Raw genomic sequence first — 20,662 nt, 5'->3', positions numbered from 1 at the left:
TTCTAATGAGCCTTAGTCTAATACAACGGATTTACTCAATTCCCATGCAGCTGGCGTAAAAGCTGGTGGTGGCAGGCCAGTCACTAAAAACAGCAACTACGCCAATTTGTTTTGCCAATATGTCCAACACCCTAAGTATATCGCCATCATGCTTAACTGCGTTTTTTACAGATTGATAATACCAACTGCCGCCGTTCGCTAAAGGGCCTGAGCGCTCTAAAGACCAAGCAACTATTTTTAATCCTGCACGTTTAGCGGCGAGGGCGTACTGCGATGGAATGATATCGCCGTTTTTATCTTCGCTAATTAACATCCAAATTGGTGGGGCGATAATTTTTACCTTATTTTTGACTAAGTCTTCTATTGACGGTTGCCAAGTACTTGGTTTGTTACTATCAAAATGTTCGCCAGCTTCTCTAGCATCAAGAAATACGGCATGGTTTGCAAACTCTGGTGCATACTTTATCCAGTACTGAATATCTTGGTAAGAAAAGGATTGTGGAAAAACTTGAGATGGGGAGACATCGTGCTCAGTATATTCATCCAGCATTTTTTGTGCGAGCTGGCTTTGGCTTAACCCATTAAAGGGCATTGGCACTTCTGGTGCTTTTAACTCAGGAGTCATATTTACACCAAGTTGCTTAAATAAAACAATGCTTTCGCTGTGGGTCATTAATGTCCCTGAACTGGCATAAAGATCTGTACGCCAATTGGGCGTACCTTTGACAAACCCTGCTACTGTGGTTGCTTGAGTATTCACACCATCCATTTTTCCTTTTAGTTGCTTGAATTCTGCTAAGGTAATATCTGAAGTACAGCATTGAACAGACGCAAGTTTACCGGAGTCTGGATTGGCTGGTGTGAAGGGTTGTCTACACTTGCTAGCAAGCTTAGGTTGTAACAAGATATCGGTTGTTGCATGGAGGTCGCATTGTGCATGGCGGCAAACAAGAGCCTTGTCTTTGGTGAAGGTTACATCGCATTCGAGCGTGCCAGCTCCCATTTTTGCGGCGGCAATGTATGATTCTTTGGTGTGTTCAGGGTAGAAAAGTGGCGCACCGCGATGTCCTATGGAAAAACGTGTGCGCTTGATTGGTTTATCTAAACAGCTTGTAAGCTTTTCTTTCAGCTCACCATCTGGAAGTTGAGAGATCAAAAATTGAGGCCGTGTACCGACATCAAACTGTTTTGTTGCCTGGCACCCCGTTAGCATTACTACCAACCACGTCATCCATATTATTTGGCGCATACCTGTCTCATTCTAACAAAGCGTAAAAGGCGTAAGTAAATCATGGAATTTTTACAGTCCGATGTCATGCCTCAATTTATTTAACGATACTGCTGACGATAGTTCTCTACCCACAATTTAGTGGCTCCACACACTGCAACTGGCATCACAATGAGGTTTACAAATGGAATTGAGGTCAATACAAATACCGCAAAGCCAAAGCCATAAGACAACCCTTGTTTACTCTTCAAATCATCTTTCATTTGCTTGAAATGAATTTTATGGTTATCAAACGGGTAATCATTGTATTGCACGCTGTACATCCAACATGTAAACATAATCCATAAAATTTGCCCAACAATCGGCAGCATCCAAAGTAAGATGAAAAAGCCGAGTGCGCGTGGAAGGTAGTAGCAGAGTTTGGTCCATTCTCGAGCCAACATTCGCGGCACATCTTTTATGGTATCAATTAGCTTATCATCATTGATGTGTTGGTTGGTCAGGTAAAGCTCTACTTTTTCGGAAAGTAAGCCATTGAAAGGTGCAGCAATAAAGTTGGTTATCACCGTGAAAATCATACTATAACTGAAAAGTATCACTAAGATAGCAATGGGCCACATTAGCCATTCCAGCCAACTGAGCCAATCTGGTAATAATCCGTTGAGATAAGTAAATCCTTGAGTCAGCCAGTCATAAAGAAAAAAGAGTGATGCACCAAATAGCAGTACATTGATTGTTAGAGGAATAAATACAAAACGTTTTAATCCTTTTTGGGTGATCAAAGAAAAGCCGGCAATAAAGTACTCGATACCGCGTGATAGTTGCACTGTACACCTCGTGTTGTAATACCAATTAGTCTTAATACCTGCTCAATTTGAAGGAGCAAATCGGACGCTAACTGCGTTAAAAATTTCTCATTTAGAACAACTGAATAGCAAAATTTTTGCTTTGTTATCGACAAAATTTTCTCGCCTCAAAATAGACCGCTTAATTAAGCAAATTGGTATGATTTAATTCTTTTGATTTAAGGTACATACCAAAAATATCAGCGTTAGTATAACGCTAAACGGCGCGCTACAAACAGGAGATTAGTAACAATTCATCTCAGCTCACACAGTGCTTGAGTGTGCGTATAAAAATTAACCTTAGTATATTTAGAAGCTTAGTAAATAGATTAGAAATAATACTTGTAAACGCAAGAAACTGCCCATACACTCAAAGTAAGGCAGTAGAAGTGAGAATACTATGCGGTTAATTCGTTGGATGATTACATTTTGTATGTTGAGTCTGTTGACAGTGTCAACGGCCGATGCTGCTAAATGTGATACCACGCTTTCAATCGCGCCTATCGTTGTCGACCTAGACAATTCGAATTTCAGCCCTGACTTAGATGATTGTGTTGTATCAACAACCCATCGTTTCGTGGTTGCTAGTAGCTTTATCATAGTGCAATCGCAACCCACCTATTCTTATTCAAACTCAGTATGCGAGTCTATTAGAGCACCACCTGTCGCAGATTAATTTAGTCCTTTTCCGTGCTTAATTAATTTTAAAGATAGAGGTGATCTATGAACACTTACACAGTATTGAAAACTCAACCTGTTGCAAATTATGAACTTGCTGAAAATAACTTCCCAGCTTGTAACACTGACAACCTAGAGCAAGCGCCAGCACATTGCCTAATGCACAATCTACATTTGGCACCTATGCAGCATATTGATGAAAACAGTAGCATAGATGAAGCTACGTTAGTGCTAGATAAAACGCACCGCAGAGCAAGCTTTGTCGTTGATAGCAAAGAAAAGCTTGTTGGTATGATCTCTAATGCAAGAATTGGTAGTCGCTACGTGTTGAGTATTGCAGAAAGACGTGGTTGTACGAGACGTGATTTAAACGTCAATGATGTCATGATCCCACTATCCGATCTTCGTCAAATCACCTTAAAACAAACTAGCCAAACTGTGGTTGGCAATGTGCTAAAAACAATGGAAGAAGGTGGCTTCGAGTTTTTACTTGTTATTGATGAAGTGACTCAGCATCCAGTCGGTTATTTTGACCTAATCGATATGATGAAAGCCTGTGGACGTGCAGTAAATTCAATGAAACCAGCAAATAAATTCAGTGATATTGTTGGTACGATATTGCACCACGCAGAAATTTAAAAGAATCCCTATAGTTAATGTAAATTAAAGCTAGCAAGGCGTCGTAAGGCGCCTTTTTTGTGCCTTAAGTTCGCTCCTATGCAGCAGAGGCTAGGAGCTATTTTTACTTTGCGCCAGCAAACCCAAGTTGTCGCCAAGACTCATAGACAAAAACGGAAACAGCATTAGATAGGTTCATACTGCGGCTATCGGGGCGCATTGGAATACGGACTCGCTGAGGCTCAGGCAGTGAAAAAATAATGTCTTCTGGCAAACCACGAGTTTCAGGACCAAACAATAGACAGTCACCAGCTTCATAGGCAACTTCATGATGGTACTTGGTACCTTTTGTCGTGCAAGCAAATACTCGCTTTGGGTTTCGTTTTGTTAAGTATGCTTCAAAGTTTGGGTGGCGCTCTACTTCGCTAAATTCATGATAATCAAGGCCAGCACGTCTTACCCGTTTATCATCCCATTCAAATCCTAGCGGCTCTATCAGGTGTAATGAATACCCTGTATTGGCACACAAACGAATAATATTGCCTGTATTAGGCGGGATCTCGGGTTGGTATAAAACGATATCTAACATGATAGACCTCAATTAAATTTTGCCCGGCAGTATAGCTGATACTTGTCGACATTTATATGTGCTGCGCTTGATAGAGTGAAAGGTATTACCCAGTTTTTAAAGTACGACTGTTGTGAAAAACTATACAACCGTAATCTGTTTTTCATTTCAAAGCATTACCCTGTAATATAGTAGCATCGCGATGCCGTGGCATTTTGCGAGTGGTTTGACGACTAATCATTTCAGTTAGCCAAACGTCAGATTAAATAATATGAAAAAATGAGGTGCCAGTGGATCGCAGCTATGAATTTTGGGTTAGGTTTTCGAGTGTCTTTACCATCATAATGGTGGGATTGATGATCGCAGCTAAGTGTTGGGCTTGGCTGTCTTCAGGTAGTGCCGCTATGCTCGGCTCTTTAACTGATTCACTGCTTGATATTAGCGCCTCTTTAATGAATTTCTTTGTACTTAGCTACGCACTGCGTCCTGCGGATGATGATCATCGATTTGGTCATGGAAAAGCAGAAGCATTAGCAGGGCTTGGGCAAGCGGCCTTTATCGCGGGCTCTGCAAGTTTATTGGCTTTTCATGGTGTGGAACGCATTATCAATCCAACCCAAATTCCACATTCATTGTTTGGCGTATGGGTGAGTTTATTTGCGATAGTGTGTACTTTGTTGGTGGTTGTGGTGCAGTATCAAGTCGTTAAACGCACGCAGTCCATCGCCATTAAGGCCGACTCGTTGCATTATAAGGGCGATATTTTATTAAACCTTGCGGTGCTACTAGCTGTATTGCTTAACTTTTACGGCGTAGGTTACGCCGATCCGATTTTTGGTATTTTGGTGGCGGTGTATTTACTTTATAACAGTTGGGATATTGCCAAGGAAAGTGCTGCACACTTAATGGATAAAGAGCTGCCAGATGAAGAAAAAGCACAGATCATACTTATTGCGTCGAGTCATGAGGACGTTTATGGAGTACATGATTTGCGTACCAGGCAAGGTGGCAAAATCAAATTTATTCAACTGCATCTAGAGCTTGATGACGATATGCCGCTGATGCGAGCGCATCAAGTTGCGGATGAGGTGGTTGCTTGCATTAAAGAAGAGTTTGATTGTGAGATGGACGTACTTATCCATCAAGACCCTGTTTCTTTAGCGCTAAGTAGCTCGTCTGTAAACGCATAAAAATCATCTAACACGGCTTTGCGGGTATTATCTTGCTCGCAAAGTAGTTCATGTTTCCCGGTAAACTCTGTAACTGTCACATTGTCTCTGTGTGCGGCAAAGTGTACTTGTGCCTGATTATCAACAATGCTGTCTTCACTGGCTGTCGCGATACGGATTGGCAATTCTAGTTTAATATCTTGAAGCGAGCGGCATTTATGTAGTGCCGTGTATAACCAAGCAAAGCTGACACCACCGAGTTGTAGCTCGGGAAATTGATCGTACAAACCTCTAAATAGCGCATATCTGATTGGGCAATCAGTAAGGTCATTATCTTGAAAAGGCTTGTTGTGGTAGTGCACCTGTCCCAACGCATAATGCTTACCTAGTCCAAATAAACAAGCTGCGCCTGCCAGTCCCTCGGCAAACCAAGCCGGGTAGGGAGTCGTATTGATCCCAAGCATCGGGGCTGATAAATAGACTCCCTCTATGTTATGAGGCGCAAATAATGTTAAATAATCGCAGGTAATGGCGCCACCCATTGAATGCGCCAATATAAAAAGTGGCAAGGTATTTTGCTTGGCAACGATTTGATCCATAAAGCAGTGCAGTGTTGCGGCATAATCTTCAAAGCGTCTAACATAGCCGACTTGCTTGTCTTTCAGTAATCGCGGCGAGTAGCCTTGTCCTGGATGGTCATAGGTAAATACCGCTATGTTGTTTTGCGCCAACTCCCACAGCAGCTCTCTGTATTTATGCGCCGATTCAATACGACCATTAACTAATACCAGGCTGAACGTTGCCTTTTCTGGAATGTGGTAGGCATAAAATAGCCTACCATGAGGGGTATCAAAAAAGCCTTTTTGGCAGCCTTGCCAGTGCTTATCAATTTCCGGAAGGTGTGATTCAAGTTGCTGACTTTGGCTATAAAACATGGCTACCTGTGTAATGGAATTCGAATGCTGACTTGCAAGCCAATATTATTACTAAATTCGATATGGGCGTCATGTACTTTTAACGCGTGCTGCGCAATGGCAAGACCCAATCCAAAGCCGCCCATTTGATTTTTGGTCGGTGTGCGTGCACTCGACACTCTGAAAAATGGGATACAAAGCTTGTCGAGCATATCTTCACTTACGCCTTTACCATCATCACTGATAGTGCATAGCAACAGTTTACCATCACTCTCAATATTGACACTAATTCGGCTAGTCGCATACTTAATCGCGTTACGAATAATGTTTTCGAATGCGCGGTTAAGTAGCATTGGGTCGCCATAAAGTGTTGCCTCGGGTAGTGCTGTGACGACAAGGTCCTTCCCTAATTGTTGTGCCTCAAACAGTGCATCTTCCAATATCGGGTCGAGCAGTTCATTGAGCTTAATTATCTGCTTATCGATTGGTACTTGATCCGCTTCGAGCTTAGATAAATGCAATATATCGCTGAGCATATTTTCAACTAACTGAGCTTCACGTTCAATGCGCTCGATATAACTTTGGCTTTGCGCAGTGGCATGGCCTGCAGCGAGGCCTGTGGCCATTTGTAAGCGGGTGAGCGGTGAGCGTAGTTCATGGGATATATCAGCAAGCAAGCGCTTTTGATTGTTAACCAGAGACTCTAATTTATCAGCCATCAAGTTAAAATCATGACCCAGTTGGCCGAGTTCGTCTTGGCGCTTAGTGTTTATATCGGCTCTGCTCGACAATTCTCCACGAGAAAGTTTTGCAGCAGCTTTTTGTAGTTCTTTAATTGGCGACAATAGATCTCGAGTAAACCAAAAACACAGTAATAAGCTTGCGCCAAGCACGACCGCGATTTTTACCCAAAGCGGTAGGGCTCTTAATTTGACGAGTGCAGTTGGGGTATGGTTTTCAAAAATTAAATAAAGACGATAACTTTCACCTTGAAGTGTGAGCTCTAGGGGGCCAAAAGCCTTGTACTCCGGGGTAAAAATAGCGGCTGGTTTAGCATCTTCGGTAAAACTGAGTAAATCTAAATTTAGCGTTTTTATATTGGGATCGGCGGCAACGCTTTTTTCGGCATCGCGGTGGCTTAAATAGATATTTCGCGCCTTTCTTTTACGTAGTTTGGTGATCTCATTTAACTCAAAATTAGGACGCTCGCTCGCGCGTATTAACGCTTGTTCTAATTGTTTTAGGTTTTGCAGCATGGGTTTTGAGATGCGGTGAGTTTCTACAACATCAGGTTGTAGCATGCTGATCCCAAGCAACAACAACATAGTGGCAATGATAGTGAGCCAAAACCAGGTAAAAACCTTAACAAGTAAGTACCGCTTCATTCATTACGCCTTTAGAAAAATATAGCCAGCGCCGCGGATCGTTTTGATATAAGTGTGCTCACTTAATGCGGCAATTTTCTTGCGAACGTTAGAGACATGCATATCGATAGAGCGATCATAAGGCACAAGAGGTCGGCCTAATACTTGTCGTGAAATAGTCTGCTTGTCGACCACTTCTCCTGCGGTTCTGACCAGCAAGAGCAGCACCTCGTATTCGGTGCCCGTCAGCGACAGCACTTCACCATTAACAGTAGCGCTTCGCGAAGCTACATCTAAACACAGCTGATGGATAGTAAAGGTATCATCTGGGCTGTGTTGCTTATAATGATCGACGCGACGGGTAATGGCTTTAACGCGCGCTAGTAGTTCGCGGTGGTTAAACGGTTTTGGAATATAATCGTCAGCACCTAGCTCCAAACCAAAGATGCGGTCAAAGTCATCGCCTTTTGCCGTTAACATAATAACGGGCGTCATCTTCTGGACACGTAACGCTTTTAGTACTTCAAAGCCATCCATTTCGGGAAGCATTACGTCTAATAATATCAGATCGAAATTTTGTTTTAATGCCAGCTGTAGACCCTCAGTTCCTGTGTGGGCCATCGCCACTTCAAAGCCTTCTGCAGTAAAGTATTCTTTTAACAGGCTGCAAAGTTCTTGGTCGTCATCAATAAGTAAAATGGAATGTTTCATTGTCATACTTAGTCCAGCATTGTTGATTGGCGTTGGCCTGAATAGTTCGGCTCTAGCATATTACACCTTACTTCAACGCCTTATGTAAATTGCCTTTGCTTTTTTTTGCAAAGTACTGACAAAACTTTACCTCTGTCTGACGTTCCTTTTCTTTGTGCTTGCTAAATTTGGAAGTGACAAAACAATGGCGAACAAGGAGCCAATACCATGAAATTACTATCTACTTTAGCATTAGTTACAGCACTTGGCGTATCGACCTTCAGCTTCATTGCAAACGCGGGACCTATGGGCGGGCAGCTTGAGCACTCAGCAAGGTTGCTACTATCTGATAAAGGCCAGAAGTTATTAGAGTTAACAGAAGCGCAGCAAGACCAACTAAAGACAATTTATGCGGATTACAAAACTGCAAAAAAAGCGTTAAAAGAAAACAGAAAAGCAGCACATTCAGCTTATCGTGAAGAAATGAAAGCACTTATGGCGGCCCCTGCCTTTGATAAGGTTCAAGCGCAACTTCTACTGGAAAAAGGCCAAGATAAAAAGCAAGCGTGGGCGCTACTTTCGATGGAAACTCGTCACAAAGTGTTCCATGTATTGAATGAAGAACAGCGCGATAAGCTCCAGGCTCTTAAATCACGCCGTAGCCACAAAGGTAATAAAAAGGCAGATTAAATCTCAAGGTTTCTCTCCAACTTAGCCCTGACCTTCCCGGTAAGGGCTTTATCAATCACCTTCTTATAAAATGAGAGCTTGTACTCCAGTTTGATGTAAAGCACTGACCCTTTACAATCAATGTATAGAACAATGCGACCGTTTACATCGGTTTAAGTTACATGTTGATAACATGTTTGTGTTGTGATATTTTTCGATTAAGAGTACATCTAGCAAGTCTGCGGACAACTCTTTGAAATAGTGTTGAATTGAAAAATTCTTAATTTACGCGCGCAAACTTTCCAATAACTTTTGTTTTCTTCAGAGTAACTAAGGGTATTCTTTGTTGTTGGCTGTTTGTTGCTAGGTATCACTGAGGGAGACATGCAGACACCTGAAGAATACGAGGTGACACTTAGGATCCGAGAACTGTTAAAAGAACTCAAAAAGCGTAAGGGTTATACTAAAAAAACCATTAGCCAAAAGCTCGGAATAGGTCTCACCACACTAGACGATTATCTTAATGGAACAAGCTCATTTCGCTTAGGTACCTTAATTAAATTGTCGGAAATTTGCCGGATCCAATTAAGTGATATTTTGGAAGGGGCGGGGCATATAGCTAAAACCTATCAAAATGAGGGGAGAAACACAGAGCGAAAGGCGGAAGATGGGCAAACAGAAAAAGGTGATTAGTGATTTTGCTGAGCTTGGTTTTTTCTTTTCCAAACAAGCTATTCTCAGCGAATAAAGGCCGAGGGAATCGGCCCATAGATTTATTCTTTGAAAAAGCTGTCGTCGTTTTTTGCCAGCATTGCTTCTATATCTTCAATCAAACTTTCCGCATCTTGAGGCGTGAGCTCACCGCTTTTCATCGGTGTGGAAATTGTATTTGATTCGTCAGACCAATCACCTAAATCAATTAATTGACAGCGTTTTGAGCAAAACGGGCGAAATGGACTTTTATCAGACCATTCAACAGCCTGTTGGCAGGTTGGACACTTTACTGTGGTTGTCATTATACACTTACTTTTTACTTCCTAATTGTATAAGTCTAATCGCATTTAATTGCTTTGTGAACCGAGTGCGTATCGACTTTGAACAGCTTGCATACTAGCTAGGGATATTAATTCTTTTTTAACCAAGATTTTCCTGAGCCTGACATTCCAAAGCCAGCAAGGGCACTTTATCTAAGAAATCAGATCCGCTTGCCGATGTTGATAGCGAAAATTCACCGCTTTATCCGTAAGACAGGGTGATAGATTTAAGCGCCTGTATTTTACGTAGTGTTTCGCCAATCTACTGATCTTAAGCTCTTCCGTCACTGAGCGCATGGCAAAAGAAATCTTTTTTGTTGATGGCCTGTGGTAAGAATCTGGGGCTTTATAAGAGATGATGGAAGCTACTGTCGCGTGGCGTGTTGAAAGCGATTAGTGCTATGGGCAAACTCCCGCAAAAGCGGATATTGAGAGTATCATTTGCTTGGGGGAAATTCTTATATAACCAAACCGTACCAATATCACGAGCTGGTGGATTCAATGAAGTCCTTACTGTCTTTTTGGCCTGGTACTGCAAAGCTCATGATTGATTAAAAGTGAAGGGCCAGAATAACTAACTGGCCCTCTTAAGCTATCGTCGCACTAAATTGCTTCGTTAGTATGCTTTTGCTTTAACAAGCGACTTGTTACGGTACCTGCGGTCATTGAACCCGATACATTGAGTGCCGTTCTTGCCATATCAATTAATGGCTCAATAGAAATTAGTAGCGCTGCAATTGTCACTGGTAGTCCCATCGCAGGTAACACTACCAATGCTGCGAAAGTTGCGCCACCTCCAACACCTGCAATACCAAATGAGCTAATTGCAACCATAGCCACTAAAGAGACAATAAAGTCGAGTGCGAATGGGTCAATTCCTACCGTTGGCGCAACCATTACAGCAAGCATGGCAGGATAAATGCCAGCGCAGCCATTTTGTCCGATTGTCGCACCAAACGATGCAGAAAGGTTTGCAATCGCAGGGGGAACATTAAGCTTGTGGATCTGCGCTTCAACATTCAATGGGATGGTTGCCGCGGAGCTTCTTGAGGTGAAAGCAAAAGTTAAAACAGGCCAAATTTTTTGGAAGAAATGCTTTGGGTTTTCACCAACCAAAGTAACTAACAAACCATGCACCAAAAACATCAGCAAAATGGCAACGTAAGAGGCAATAATAAAACCGAGTAAGCTAATAATGTCAGCCATGCTTGAAGTGGCGATCACTTTGGCCATCAAACCAGCTACACCATAAGGTGTGAGGGCGATGATCATACGTACTAACCTCAACACAACGGCCTGTGCGCCTTCAACTGCATTTTTTATTGGGCTACTTAAATCTGACTCTTCCATGATAGCTCTACGAGCAGCAATACCAGTTAATACACCAAAAATCACCACAGCGATAATCGAGGTCGAGCGCTCGCCAGTTAAGTCAGCAAATGGATTGGTTGGTACAAAGCTAAGCAGCATTTGTGGAATGGTTAAATCGGCAACGGTTGTTGCGCGTTCTTCAAGTACCGCTATTCTGGCAGTTTCGCGTGCACCTTCAACTAAGCCTTGTGCGCTTAAACCAAATGCTTGAGTGATAAAAATACCAATGAGTGCCGCAATGGCCGTGGTAAAAACTAAAATTGTGAGGGTGACAAACGAAATCTTTCCAAGAGAGCCTTGATTATCTAATTTTACGACCGCGGCAATCATAGACACTAAGACCAATGGCATAATCACCATTTTTAGAAGATTGACATAGCCGCTACCAACAATGGCAACCCAATCTAGTACAGTCTGTTTGGTGGTTAAGTCACCTGAGAAAACAAATTGCAGCGCGAGTCCAAATAGGCTGCCCGCAACTAAGCCTAATAATACCGTTCGTGACAGGGTTTCGGAGCGCTGTTGAAAGCGATAAAGACCGAAAAGTATGGCAATAAAAACCGCCAACGCGGCGATAACAGCAAAAGACATCAGAATACCTTTCGAAATATATGAAAATAACGCGCTACTATAGAGGTTTTGTTGAGTGGGCTAAAATATTCTTTGACTATGGAATAGAACAAAAGGTTATCAATAAAAATGAAAGTTTTTGATAATTTATCTTTTCATATCCAGATGCCTTGTGGTGAGTTAGTACTAACTCGTAGTAATTAAAAACACTGAGATATGCACTTAGCTTACAATAATCTTTCGTAGCAGCGAGTTTATCTCGCGACTCTTTTCTAGCGTTATCTCGCGACTCTTTTCTAGAGTTTATCCCGCGACTCTTTTCTAGAGTTTATCTCGCAATTTCTTTTGCTTTACGACGTTAACCGTGTAGTTGTTTTTAGTATGAAGTTGAACATGTGGCTTATTGAGTATATGTAAAAGTGAGTTAGCTCTGAGGCAATGATAAGTGTAGAGTGGAAAAGGTTGTTCCCCGGCTTCGCGGATGCCGATGTCAGCCCTTGAACCCTGAGGTTCAAGGCGGAGAGCAACAGCCTACCGTAGGCTTCTCGGTACATGCCGAGCATGCTCAATAGTAAACAAACTGCTATCCTGAAAGAAATTTATCGGCTCAGGGACTTAATCAGCTGTCCTACGAGCTAGGGAACAATTACAGTATATAAAACATCTGCTGATCACGAAACCATAGTAATGCAATTTATGTGTTAACCGCGTGCTTTTTACCCGCTTTGTTTAGTCACTAAGCAAACGTTAATCTGAGCGTTAGCTGGCAACGCTAAATTCGCTTACTTTTCGAAGGCCACAGTTTCGAAACCGTTTCAAACTAACAGAGTAAACAGGTTACTTAGAAAGGAACCGGTGCGGTAAAGGTCATCATCTCTGTGGTTGTTGGATGTGAAATTTGCAATATCTCAGCATGTAATTGTAGACGTGAAGCAACCGCTAACGCCTCGCCTTTGGCATATAGTCGATCGCCAAGAATTACATGCCCAAGCGAAAGCATATGTACTCTGAGTTGATGAGAGCGTCCAGTGATGGGGGTTAGTTTAACGCGGGTTGCCTGTGCTTCATATTCCATGACTTCAAAATGCGTTAATGAAGGCTTTCCGGTCTCATGACAAACCATTTGCTTAGGGCGATTAGGCCAATCACACACCAGCGGTAAATCAACAGAACCCGTTTGCTGTTGTAATTTGCCATGAACTCGGGCGATGTAGTGCTTGTGGGTCAAACGGTCTTGAAATTGAATACTCAGATGGCGATGCGCTGCTTTATTCATCGCAAGGCACAACACGCCGGATGTTGCCATATCAAGGCGGTGCACAATTCTTGCCGTAGGGTAGACAAAATTCACTCTGGCGATAGCGCTGTCCCAATGCTTTGGATCTTTACCTGGTACGGTGAGTAACCCGCTTGGTTTGTTGATCACCAGCATATCTTCATCTTGGTACAAAATATCAAGATAGGGAGAAAGGGGGGGAGCGTAATTTAGTAACACCAGCTGCCTCAGCATGAACAGAACGAAGCCGCGTATTATATATGAGTTGCTAAGTGAGCGGTAGCGAGAAAGAGAGCCAAGGCTCTCTTTCAGTGTGGGAGGTTTACTGGTTTGCAACCACAATTAAACGAATCGCATCCAACTTAAGCTGTGCTTTTTCAATGTGTGTGCTCAACTCAGCTCTTTGTTTATCAAACACTTGAACTTCTTCGTCACGGATGTTCGGATTGATAGCTTTAAGTGCTTGCAAACGACCTTGCTCATCACCTAATTGCTTTTGCATTTTATCCATCGCGTTGGCTTGAATGCTTTCAAGTTGAGCTTGTGCAATATCGCCAGCTTGAGTAATAAGCGGGTGAATAGCACTTTGTAGCGCATTAACTAGCTTACTGCCGGTTTGTCTGCCAACGGCGGAAAGCTGTTGATTGAATGCATCAAACGCCACGTTTTGGGCTAAGTCATTGCCACCTTTATCCATTAGAACACGAATTGGTGTTGGCGGTAAAAAGCGACCTACTTGAAGAGACTTAGGCGCAGAAGCTTCTGCAACGAAGATCATTTCAACAAAGAAAGTACCGACAGGTAACTTGTTGTTTTTAAGCAGTGCCACCGACGCACAACCAAAGTCATCGTTACAGATCATATCCATTACGCCGCTGACCATGGGGTGATCCCAGCTGATGAAATGCGCGTCTTCTTGTGACAGTGAGGTGTTACGGTCAAAAGTCACTGTGATGCCATCATCTTTCAAACAAGGGAAAGACGGGTTAAGCATGTGCTCGGTAGGTTTGAGAATAATCGTATTCTCGCCTTTGTCTTCTTGGTTAACACCAAAAGTATCAAACACATTAATCATAAACGCAGGCAAAATTACGTCGTTATCCAGTGCTTCAAGTTCAGCAACGATATTATCTGTTTTACCTTGACCACTTGAGTGAAGCTCAAGTAAGCGGTCTCGACCTTGCTCCATCTTTGTGCGCAGCTGAGCATTTTCTTTTGCGGCTTGCTCTAATAGGGGATCTAATTCGTCTTCGTCACAGTTGTGTTCAGCGATCAGCGCTAATAAATCATCAGAAAAAGACTTATACAGCATTTGCCCCGTGGTGCTGGTGGTTTCGAATGCATCTAAGCCCTCGTGATACCAACGTAGTAATACTTCTTGTGCGGTACTTTCAAAGTAAGGCACGTGAATATTGATGTCGTGCTTTTGACCAATGCGGTCAAGACGACCAATACGTTGCTCAAGCAAGTCCGGGTTAAGCGGTAAGTCAAATAGCACCAAGTGATGCGAGAACTGGAAGTTACGACCTTCAGAGCCAATTTCGGAGCAGAGTAATACTTGTGCGCTATCATATTCATCAGCAAAAAATGCTGCCGCGCGGTCGCGCTCAATGATAGACATGCCTTCGTGGAACACCGCCGCTTTAATCGCTTCGCGCTCACGTAACACTTGTTCAAGGCTAATTGCAGTTTCCGCTTTGGCACAAATAAGCAGTACTTTTTCGTGTTTTAACTCTTTTAATTTAGCAATTAACCACTCAACGCGCGGGTCAAACTGCGCCCAGCTGCTACCTTCACCTTCAAACTCTTGAAAGATTTTTTCTGGGAACAAAGCACGCATCGCGTTAAATTCCGGACTTTGAATACCACCAATGTTACCCATTACCGACATTGCTGTTTTGTATTGCTTCGGTAAAGGTACTGGGTATTGATGTAACAAACGGCTTGGGTAGCCGTCGATGCCACTGCGGCTATTTCTAAATAGAATACGGCCAGTACCATGACGGTCTAGTAACATAGACAAAATTTCAGCTTTGGCGTCACTATCGCCACTTTGTGCCTTTGCAAGTAACTCAGAAATATCGGTTTCTTTTAGCAGTGTACAAAGTGTTTGCTCTTCTTTTGCGTCTAACGTTTTGTCTTGCAGTAGGTTGTTCGCGGCTTCTGCGACTTCTTTATAATGACTTTCTTCTTCAACGAACACGTCGTAGTCGTAGAAGCGATCTGGATCGAGTAGCTGTAAACGCGCAAAGTGACTGCGGTGACCCAGTTGGTCTGGTGTTGCAGTCAACAAGATAAGTCCAGGAATATCTTGAGAAAGCTCAGCAATACGTTGATATTCAGTGCTTGGCTTTTCCTTTGTGACCGTCAGGTGGTGTGCTTCATCGACAATCAGTAGATCCCAATCAGCGAGTGTGGCTTGTTCAAACCAGCGGCGCTTTTTGGTAATAAACTCTAGGCTAACCAGTACCAGTTGTTCTGTTTCGAATACATTCGGTGCATCTGCATAAGCTTCGCTACAACGCTCTTCGTCAAAAATCGAAAAGTGTAGGTTAAAGCGGCGTAGCATCTCTACTAACCATTGGTGTTGTAAGTTCTCTGGAACTACAATTAACACACGATTGGCACGGCCAGAGAGAATTTGTTGGTGTAAAATCATGCCCGCTTCAATGGTTTTACCTAGGCCAACTTCATCAGACAGAAGTACGCGAGGTGCAAAGCGCTTACCAACTTCATCGGCAATATAAAGCTGGTGCGGAATAAGGCTAGCGCGCTGACCTATCAACCCTTTAAGGTGAGATTGTTCTTTATCAAACTGGTGTTGCCAAGTTTGATAGCGCAGTGTGTAGCGATCAAAACGGTCGATTTGGCCTGCAAATAGACGATCTTGAGGTTTATTGAACTTGAGGAAGTGATCAAGAAAGGTCTCTTTGAATGAAGTCTCTTCTTCATTATCAACTCGAGTACCATGATAGCAAAATAGTCCATTTTGCTCTTCCACGCTGTCAACACGTAGTTCCCACTCTTCAACATGGCGGATCACATCGCCTGGGTTGAATACAACTCGAGTTACAGGTGCTTCCTGTACTGAGTAAACACGGTTTTCTCCGCTAGCGGGAAATAAAATAGTCACTTGACGCCCCTCAAGTGCCACTATTGTACCCAATCCCAAATCTGATTCCGTATCACTGATCCAGCGCTGACCTAAGGAAAAATTCATGGTTATCTCGTCTATGCAGAAAAAAGGCGGCTATGTTACCTATTCATGTCGGTTTGTTCAATACACAACAGCGACTCAAGCCTTTATTTATCAAGCGCTGGCGCTTTTTCTATTTAGTTGGCATGGCAATCGCCAACTAGTTGTTTTTTATCAATATGCAAGTTGGATTTTCTACTGTCATAAAAGCGACTTTTGTGACAAATAGACTAAACTTGAACTATACCCAAAACATAATTAACCGCAGTGTTGTGTATTGGGTATAGCATAATAATCTGTAAACAACAGGAATGCGCTATGGTAAAACAAGACAAAGACCATAAAGTGTACGTGCTCGACACCAACGTACTTCTCCATGAACCACTCGCTTACCTTTCCTTCCAAGAACACGATGTTGTTATTCCCATGACCGTTCTTGAAGAACTTGATCACATTAAAGATCGAAAGAGTGATGTGAGCCGAGACGCTAGAGTTGCCATTCGTGGGTTAGATGATGTGCTTCGCGATGCAACACCAGAGCAAATGCTAGAGGGGGTAGCGCTACCAACATTGAGGATTGAAAGTCACCGAACGCCCAGTTCAGGTAAATTGATTATTGTAAACGATCACCTGTTTCCTGATTCCATCTCCGGGTTACCCGGCAATGAAAATGATCACCGAATTATTAATTGTGCGGTACATTTGCAAACTCAGTACAGCGACAAAAAAGTGGTGCTGGTTACCAAAGATATCAACATGCGACTGAAAGCGAAGGGTGCTGGACTCAAGTATGTTGAAGATTATCGTACCGACCAGCTGATTGACGACATTGCGCTTTTAACCAGTGGTTTTAAAAAGGTTGAAGGTGATTTTTGGCAAAATGTTGGTGAGTGTCAAACGCAGCAGGAAGGGCGATATACGGTTCATGATGTGCCAAAATCACTCGTACCAGATGTGTTCTGTAATGAATATCTGATAGACGATACTAATCACTTTGCAGCTCGGGTTGTGGGTTACGACTCTGAGCACATTCGATTAAAAGACTTAGGCGTTGAACGTTTGATGCACCGTCAAGCATGGGGAGTGAAACCAAAAAATATCAACCAAGGTATGGCGCTGGATGCCTTACTTGATACTGACATTGAGCTGGTGATATTAACCGGGCCAGCAGGGTGCGGAAAAACCTTATTGGCGCTTGCCTGTGCACTTGAAATGATCATCGAAAAAGGGATTTACGATAAGGTAATTGTGACGCGAAATACGCCTGAAATAGCTGAAAGCATTGGCTTTTTACCCGGCACGGAAGAAGAGAAAATGGCCCCTTGGCTTGCGGCAATCACAGATACCTTAGAAGTGCTTCACAAACACGATGAAAGCCCAGTGACTAGCCGTAATTACATTATGGAAAAGGCAAATATTCAGTTTAAATCGGTGAACTTTATGCGTGGCCGCAGTATTCAAAATGCGGTCGTGATTTTGGATGAGAGCCAAAACTTAACGGCATCACAGTTAAAAACCATCATCACTCGCTGCGGTGAGGGAACCAAATTAATTTGTACGGGAAACCTCGCCCAGATTGATAGTAATTATCTCACCCCTGTGACATCAGGGTTAACCTATATTGTCGAGCGTTTTAAAGACTTTGAAGGTAGCGCTACCATTAACTTAAACGGTGTAGTACGAAGCCGCTTGGCAAGTTTTGCTGAAGAGAAGCTCTGATTGAATATTGCAACTGGTCGATATGTAAACTTGCTCAACCTCTAGTTGTTATTGTTAATAAATGTTAGTTGATGTTAATTTACTTTTTTGGCTTTATGTTGCAAAATGTTTTTGTTTTGCTTACTTCATATTGTCTAGGTGAAAGTCTAAGCAGACTGTCATCTAGCTTTCAACTCACTTTACCTGACCTCTTAACTTATATTAATAAAACAATTTGCTACTTGCCTTAACATTACTTACATAAATCTTATGTACTATTTTGTCTCTCCTGTGGATTCCATGACCTTTGTCATGTTGCTTTTTGAGCACGTCTTGATAACTTGTTACCGCTGCTTTTTTTTTGTTGTTTTTGTTGTTTTTGTTGTTTTTTTGTTTACAGTTGTGTCTTGATTATGTACCTTTTATGGGCTTTGTAAGTTCATGTTGCTTTTTGTTTGCTTTTGTTGGTTTTTTACAGGTTGGCTGCATGTGCTTTAAGACTATTTGTTAATACTAAATAAGGATTATTAAATGATGATAAATGAAGATGTATTTGAATTATATGAGTCACAAGCAAGAACATATTGCAGAAGCTTCCCAGCTACTTTTGATGTGGCTCAAGGGTGTTATCTCTATGATTCAGATGGTGTTGAGTATTTGGATATGTTAAGTGGGGCTGGGGCTTTAAACTATGGACACAACCAAGCCGAAATTAAAAATACAGTTATCGAGTACATGCAAAAAAATGGTGTTCTAATGAGCCTTGATTTGCACACTGAAGCAAAAAAACATTTCATAGCTTCATTTCGCAAACACATATTAGAACCGAGAAATTTAACTTACAAGCTTCAGTTTACTAGCCCGACTGGTACAAGCGTTGTTGAATCAGCGGTTAAGCTAGCCAGAAAAGTGACGGGAAGAAACAATGTTATTTGTTTTACAAATGGCTTTCATGGCATGTCTGGGACTTCTTTAAGCCTCACTGGTAATAGAAGTAAGCGCCAAGCCGTTTCTCAGGGCGGTGTAACAAGGCTCCCTTATCATGGGTACTTAGGGCAAGACTATGATTCAATAGCATTTTATCGGAAGTTATTTACAGATAGTAGCTCTGGTGTCGATTTACCTGCTGCTATTATCCTTGAAACCATTCAAGGGGAAGGTGGTGTAAATGTTGCGAGCGTTGAGTGGCTACAAGGTATTAGACGTCTTGCAGATGATTTTGGTATTAAGCTGATTATCGATGATATCCAAGCTGGAGTTGGAAGAACTGGAAAGTTCTTTAGCTTTGAGCATGCAAATATAGAGCCTGATCTGGTCTGTTTGTCTAAATCAATAGGAGGAATAGGCTTCCCGATGGCCTTACTGTTGATAAAACCAGATATGGATATTTGGGCACCGGGTGAAGATAACGGTACTTTCCGTGGTAACAACCTTGCTTTTGTCGCTTCAACAAAAATGCTTGAGCTTTTTTGGCAGGATAAAACATTTGAGCAGGAGTTACATGATAAAGAAGCAATAATCTGCAATGCACTAGATAAAGTTGTGATTAGCTGCGGTGAGTATATTAAAGAGTCTAGAGGCCGTGGTTTTTTTCAGGGGCTAGAGTTTTACGATGAAACCATTGCCGTAGCTGTTACACAGCAGTGTTTTGAAAATAAAATAATAATCGAAACATGTGGAGAACGAGATCAAGTTCTTAAATTTATGCCCGCACTAAATATACCTTCTGAGCTATTAAGAGATTCAATGGAAAGAATTTGTAATATTATTGTATCTGTCTGCGAGGATTTTAGGTCTTGTGCAATAGAAAACAGCATGATCTCGGAAGGAGCGTAAAATGGAAATTGATGTACTTGATGGAATTAGCGAAGAAGAATTCGTTTCTCAGTATATTAAGAAAAATCGCCCTGCGGTCATAAAAAATATTGACTTTGACGCTAGTAAGTGGACGCCTTCCTTCCTTAGAGAGTTAATTGGTGATTTACCTACTCAAGAATATGATTCACTGTTTGATTTACAAAATCTATCAACGCTTAATGACTATATAGATAAATATTTTGGTAAGAAGGGGCATTATGAAGCAGATGTTCCATATGTCCGCTGGTATAACCAACTAAAAGATGTTGATTATGCATGGGGGGATGAGGCTTTTTCTAGAGTTAGTCCATTTTGGACAAAACCGAACTTTTTAAGTGGTAAAAACCTACTAATACCTGCTACGAAAGGCGATGAATTCCCTGATCCGACTATTGATCAGTTTCCATATAGAGGAATTCTAGTCGCAGCCCGTGGTGCCAGAACACGTCTACACACAGATCCTTTTTGCAGCGACGCTGTTGTGAACCAATTTTACGGTGTGAAAGAAGTTGCAATGTATCACCCTAGCCGGGCTCAAGAATTAAGTATTGTTAATAAAGCGGATAATTCGTTCGGGGGATACGTTGATGTACGTGGAGACAACCTTGAGGAGTTGAGCCATGAACCGGATTTTCATGGGGTGCTCGGTCCAGGTGAACTGCTTTATGTTCCACACGGATGGCTCCATGACGTTATTGTAGTCGAAGATTCAGTGTCAATTACATGGAATTTCATTCACGAAAAAGGTGCGCTTGAATACATTGATTATCTAATGGATGACCCTAGAAATGATAGTGAGTTTCAGGTTCTTAAATACTTTTATATGAAAGGTGGTGATGTATTTCAAGATGCATCAGAAATTATAAAAAAATATAATAAGTATTTTAGCCAAATAGAGCTGGAATTTGAATAATAAT

Annotated in this window: 19 protein-coding genes and 1 other RNA gene; 9 read left to right on the top strand and 11 right to left on the bottom strand. The window is 42.1% G+C overall.

Features of this window, described 5'->3' with window-relative positions:
• Window positions 1-31: 31 nt before the first annotated feature.
• The gene (locus CKO50_RS21975; RefSeq protein ID WP_255231110.1) at window positions 32-1,231 is read right to left on the bottom strand and encodes a glycerophosphodiester phosphodiesterase family protein; all 1,200 of its coding nucleotides are present in this window, start codon (window positions 1,229-1,231) and stop codon (window positions 32-34) included.
• A 98-nt stretch (window positions 1,232-1,329) separates the two neighbouring features.
• Complete coding sequence (gene cysZ, locus CKO50_RS21970) at window positions 1,330-2,055, bottom strand: sulfate transporter CysZ (RefSeq protein WP_095729906.1); 726 nt, start codon at window positions 2,053-2,055, stop codon at window positions 1,330-1,332.
• A gap of 418 nt (window positions 2,056-2,473) precedes the next feature.
• Here cysZ and CKO50_RS21960 point away from each other — a divergent pair, with 418 nt between their 5' ends.
• Window positions 2,474-2,749 carry a hypothetical protein gene (locus tag CKO50_RS21960; RefSeq protein WP_095729904.1) on the top strand — a complete coding sequence of 92 codons (276 nt, stop codon included), beginning with the start codon at window positions 2,474-2,476 and terminating at the stop codon, window positions 2,747-2,749.
• A 47-nt stretch (window positions 2,750-2,796) separates the two neighbouring features.
• Window positions 2,797-3,390, top strand: a complete 594-nt coding sequence (locus tag CKO50_RS21955; protein WP_010606047.1) for a CBS domain-containing protein — start codon at window positions 2,797-2,799, stop codon at window positions 3,388-3,390.
• 103 nt (window positions 3,391-3,493) lie between these two features.
• Here CKO50_RS21955 and trmL read toward each other — a convergent pair whose 3' ends face one another.
• Complete coding sequence (trmL, locus tag CKO50_RS21950; protein ID WP_095729903.1) at window positions 3,494-3,958, bottom strand: tRNA (uridine(34)/cytosine(34)/5-carboxymethylaminomethyluridine(34)-2'-O)-methyltransferase TrmL; 465 nt, start codon at window positions 3,956-3,958, stop codon at window positions 3,494-3,496.
• A gap of 323 nt (window positions 3,959-4,281) precedes the next feature.
• Here trmL and CKO50_RS21945 point away from each other — a divergent pair, with 323 nt between their 5' ends.
• Window positions 4,282-5,127 (top strand): cation diffusion facilitator family transporter, encoded by an 846-nt coding sequence (locus tag CKO50_RS21945; protein ID WP_095729902.1) that lies wholly within the window; start codon window positions 4,282-4,284, stop codon window positions 5,125-5,127.
• On the opposite strand, the gene CKO50_RS21940 is transcribed toward CKO50_RS21945, so the two are convergent.
• From CKO50_RS21940 to CKO50_RS21930, 3 genes are read right to left on the bottom strand one after another with little or no spacing between them, the layout of a single operon-like run.
• Complete coding sequence (locus CKO50_RS21940) at window positions 5,079-6,041, bottom strand: alpha/beta fold hydrolase (protein ID WP_095729901.1); 963 nt, start codon at window positions 6,039-6,041, stop codon at window positions 5,079-5,081. The genes CKO50_RS21945 and CKO50_RS21940 overlap by 49 nt on opposite strands.
• A 2-nt stretch (window positions 6,042-6,043) precedes the next feature.
• On the bottom strand, window positions 6,044-7,405 hold the full coding sequence (locus tag CKO50_RS21935; protein ID WP_095729900.1) for an ATP-binding protein: 1,362 nt from the start codon (window positions 7,403-7,405) through the stop codon (window positions 6,044-6,046).
• A gap of 3 nt (window positions 7,406-7,408) precedes the next feature.
• Window positions 7,409-8,095 carry a response regulator gene (locus tag CKO50_RS21930; RefSeq protein ID WP_095729899.1) on the bottom strand — a complete coding sequence of 229 codons (687 nt, stop codon included), beginning with the start codon at window positions 8,093-8,095 and terminating at the stop codon, window positions 7,409-7,411.
• 207 nt (window positions 8,096-8,302) lie between these two features.
• Between CKO50_RS21930 and CKO50_RS21925 the strand changes: the two genes are divergently transcribed.
• Together CKO50_RS21925 and CKO50_RS21920 are read left to right on the top strand one after the other, a co-directional pair.
• Complete coding sequence (locus tag CKO50_RS21925; protein ID WP_095729898.1) at window positions 8,303-8,764, top strand: Spy/CpxP family protein refolding chaperone; 462 nt, start codon at window positions 8,303-8,305, stop codon at window positions 8,762-8,764.
• A gap of 363 nt (window positions 8,765-9,127) precedes the next feature.
• Window positions 9,128-9,436: a helix-turn-helix transcriptional regulator gene (locus tag CKO50_RS21920; RefSeq protein ID WP_095729897.1), complete on the top strand. Its 309-nt coding sequence runs from the start codon at window positions 9,128-9,130 to the stop codon at window positions 9,434-9,436.
• A gap of 80 nt (window positions 9,437-9,516) precedes the next feature.
• Here the strand turns inward: CKO50_RS21920 and yacG are convergent, their stop codons facing one another.
• The 5 genes from yacG to rapA all read right to left on the bottom strand — a co-directional run bounded on the left by yacG (window position 9,517) and on the right by rapA (window position 16,214).
• Window positions 9,517-9,759, bottom strand: a complete 243-nt coding sequence (yacG, locus tag CKO50_RS21915) for a DNA gyrase inhibitor YacG (protein WP_026000869.1) — start codon at window positions 9,757-9,759, stop codon at window positions 9,517-9,519.
• A gap of 621 nt (window positions 9,760-10,380) precedes the next feature.
• A complete protein-coding gene (locus CKO50_RS21900) occupies window positions 10,381-11,739 on the bottom strand; it encodes an L-cystine transporter (RefSeq protein ID WP_095729896.1) in 1,359 nt (452 codons plus the stop codon).
• 441 nt (window positions 11,740-12,180) lie between these two features.
• Window positions 12,181-12,363, bottom strand: a non-coding RNA gene (gene ssrS / locus CKO50_RS21895) — 6S RNA.
• A gap of 196 nt (window positions 12,364-12,559) precedes the next feature.
• Window positions 12,560-13,213 carry a bifunctional tRNA pseudouridine(32) synthase/23S rRNA pseudouridine(746) synthase RluA gene (rluA, locus tag CKO50_RS21890; RefSeq protein WP_176474730.1) on the bottom strand — a complete coding sequence of 218 codons (654 nt, stop codon included), beginning with the start codon at window positions 13,211-13,213 and terminating at the stop codon, window positions 12,560-12,562.
• 103 nt (window positions 13,214-13,316) lie between these two features.
• Entirely contained in the window at window positions 13,317-16,214 is a 2,898-nt protein-coding gene (rapA, locus tag CKO50_RS21885) for an RNA polymerase-associated protein RapA (protein ID WP_095729894.1), read from the bottom strand.
• On the opposite strand from rapA, the gene CKO50_RS21880 reads away from it, so the two are divergent.
• From CKO50_RS21880 to CKO50_RS21865, 4 genes are all read left to right on the top strand, one after another.
• Entirely contained in the window at window positions 16,213-16,419 is a 207-nt protein-coding gene (locus CKO50_RS21880) for a hypothetical protein (protein ID WP_045963340.1), read from the top strand. The genes rapA and CKO50_RS21880 overlap by 2 nt on opposite strands.
• A gap of 89 nt (window positions 16,420-16,508) precedes the next feature.
• A complete protein-coding gene (locus CKO50_RS21875) occupies window positions 16,509-17,909 on the top strand; it encodes a PhoH family protein (protein WP_095729893.1) in 1,401 nt (466 codons plus the stop codon).
• Between the two features lie 510 nt (window positions 17,910-18,419).
• Entirely contained in the window at window positions 18,420-19,724 is a 1,305-nt protein-coding gene (gene ectB / locus CKO50_RS21870) for a diaminobutyrate--2-oxoglutarate transaminase (RefSeq protein ID WP_095729892.1), read from the top strand.
• 1 nt (window position 19,725) lies between these two features.
• Window positions 19,726-20,658 carry a cupin-like domain-containing protein gene (locus CKO50_RS21865; RefSeq protein ID WP_095729891.1) on the top strand — a complete coding sequence of 311 codons (933 nt, stop codon included), beginning with the start codon at window positions 19,726-19,728 and terminating at the stop codon, window positions 20,656-20,658.
• Window positions 20,659-20,662 lie beyond the last annotated feature (4 nt).

The organism is Pseudoalteromonas sp. HM-SA03, assembly GCF_002289345.1.
Classification (GTDB): Bacteria; Pseudomonadota; Gammaproteobacteria; order Enterobacterales; family Alteromonadaceae; genus Pseudoalteromonas.
This window is presented reverse-complemented; position numbering and strand designations above follow the sequence as displayed.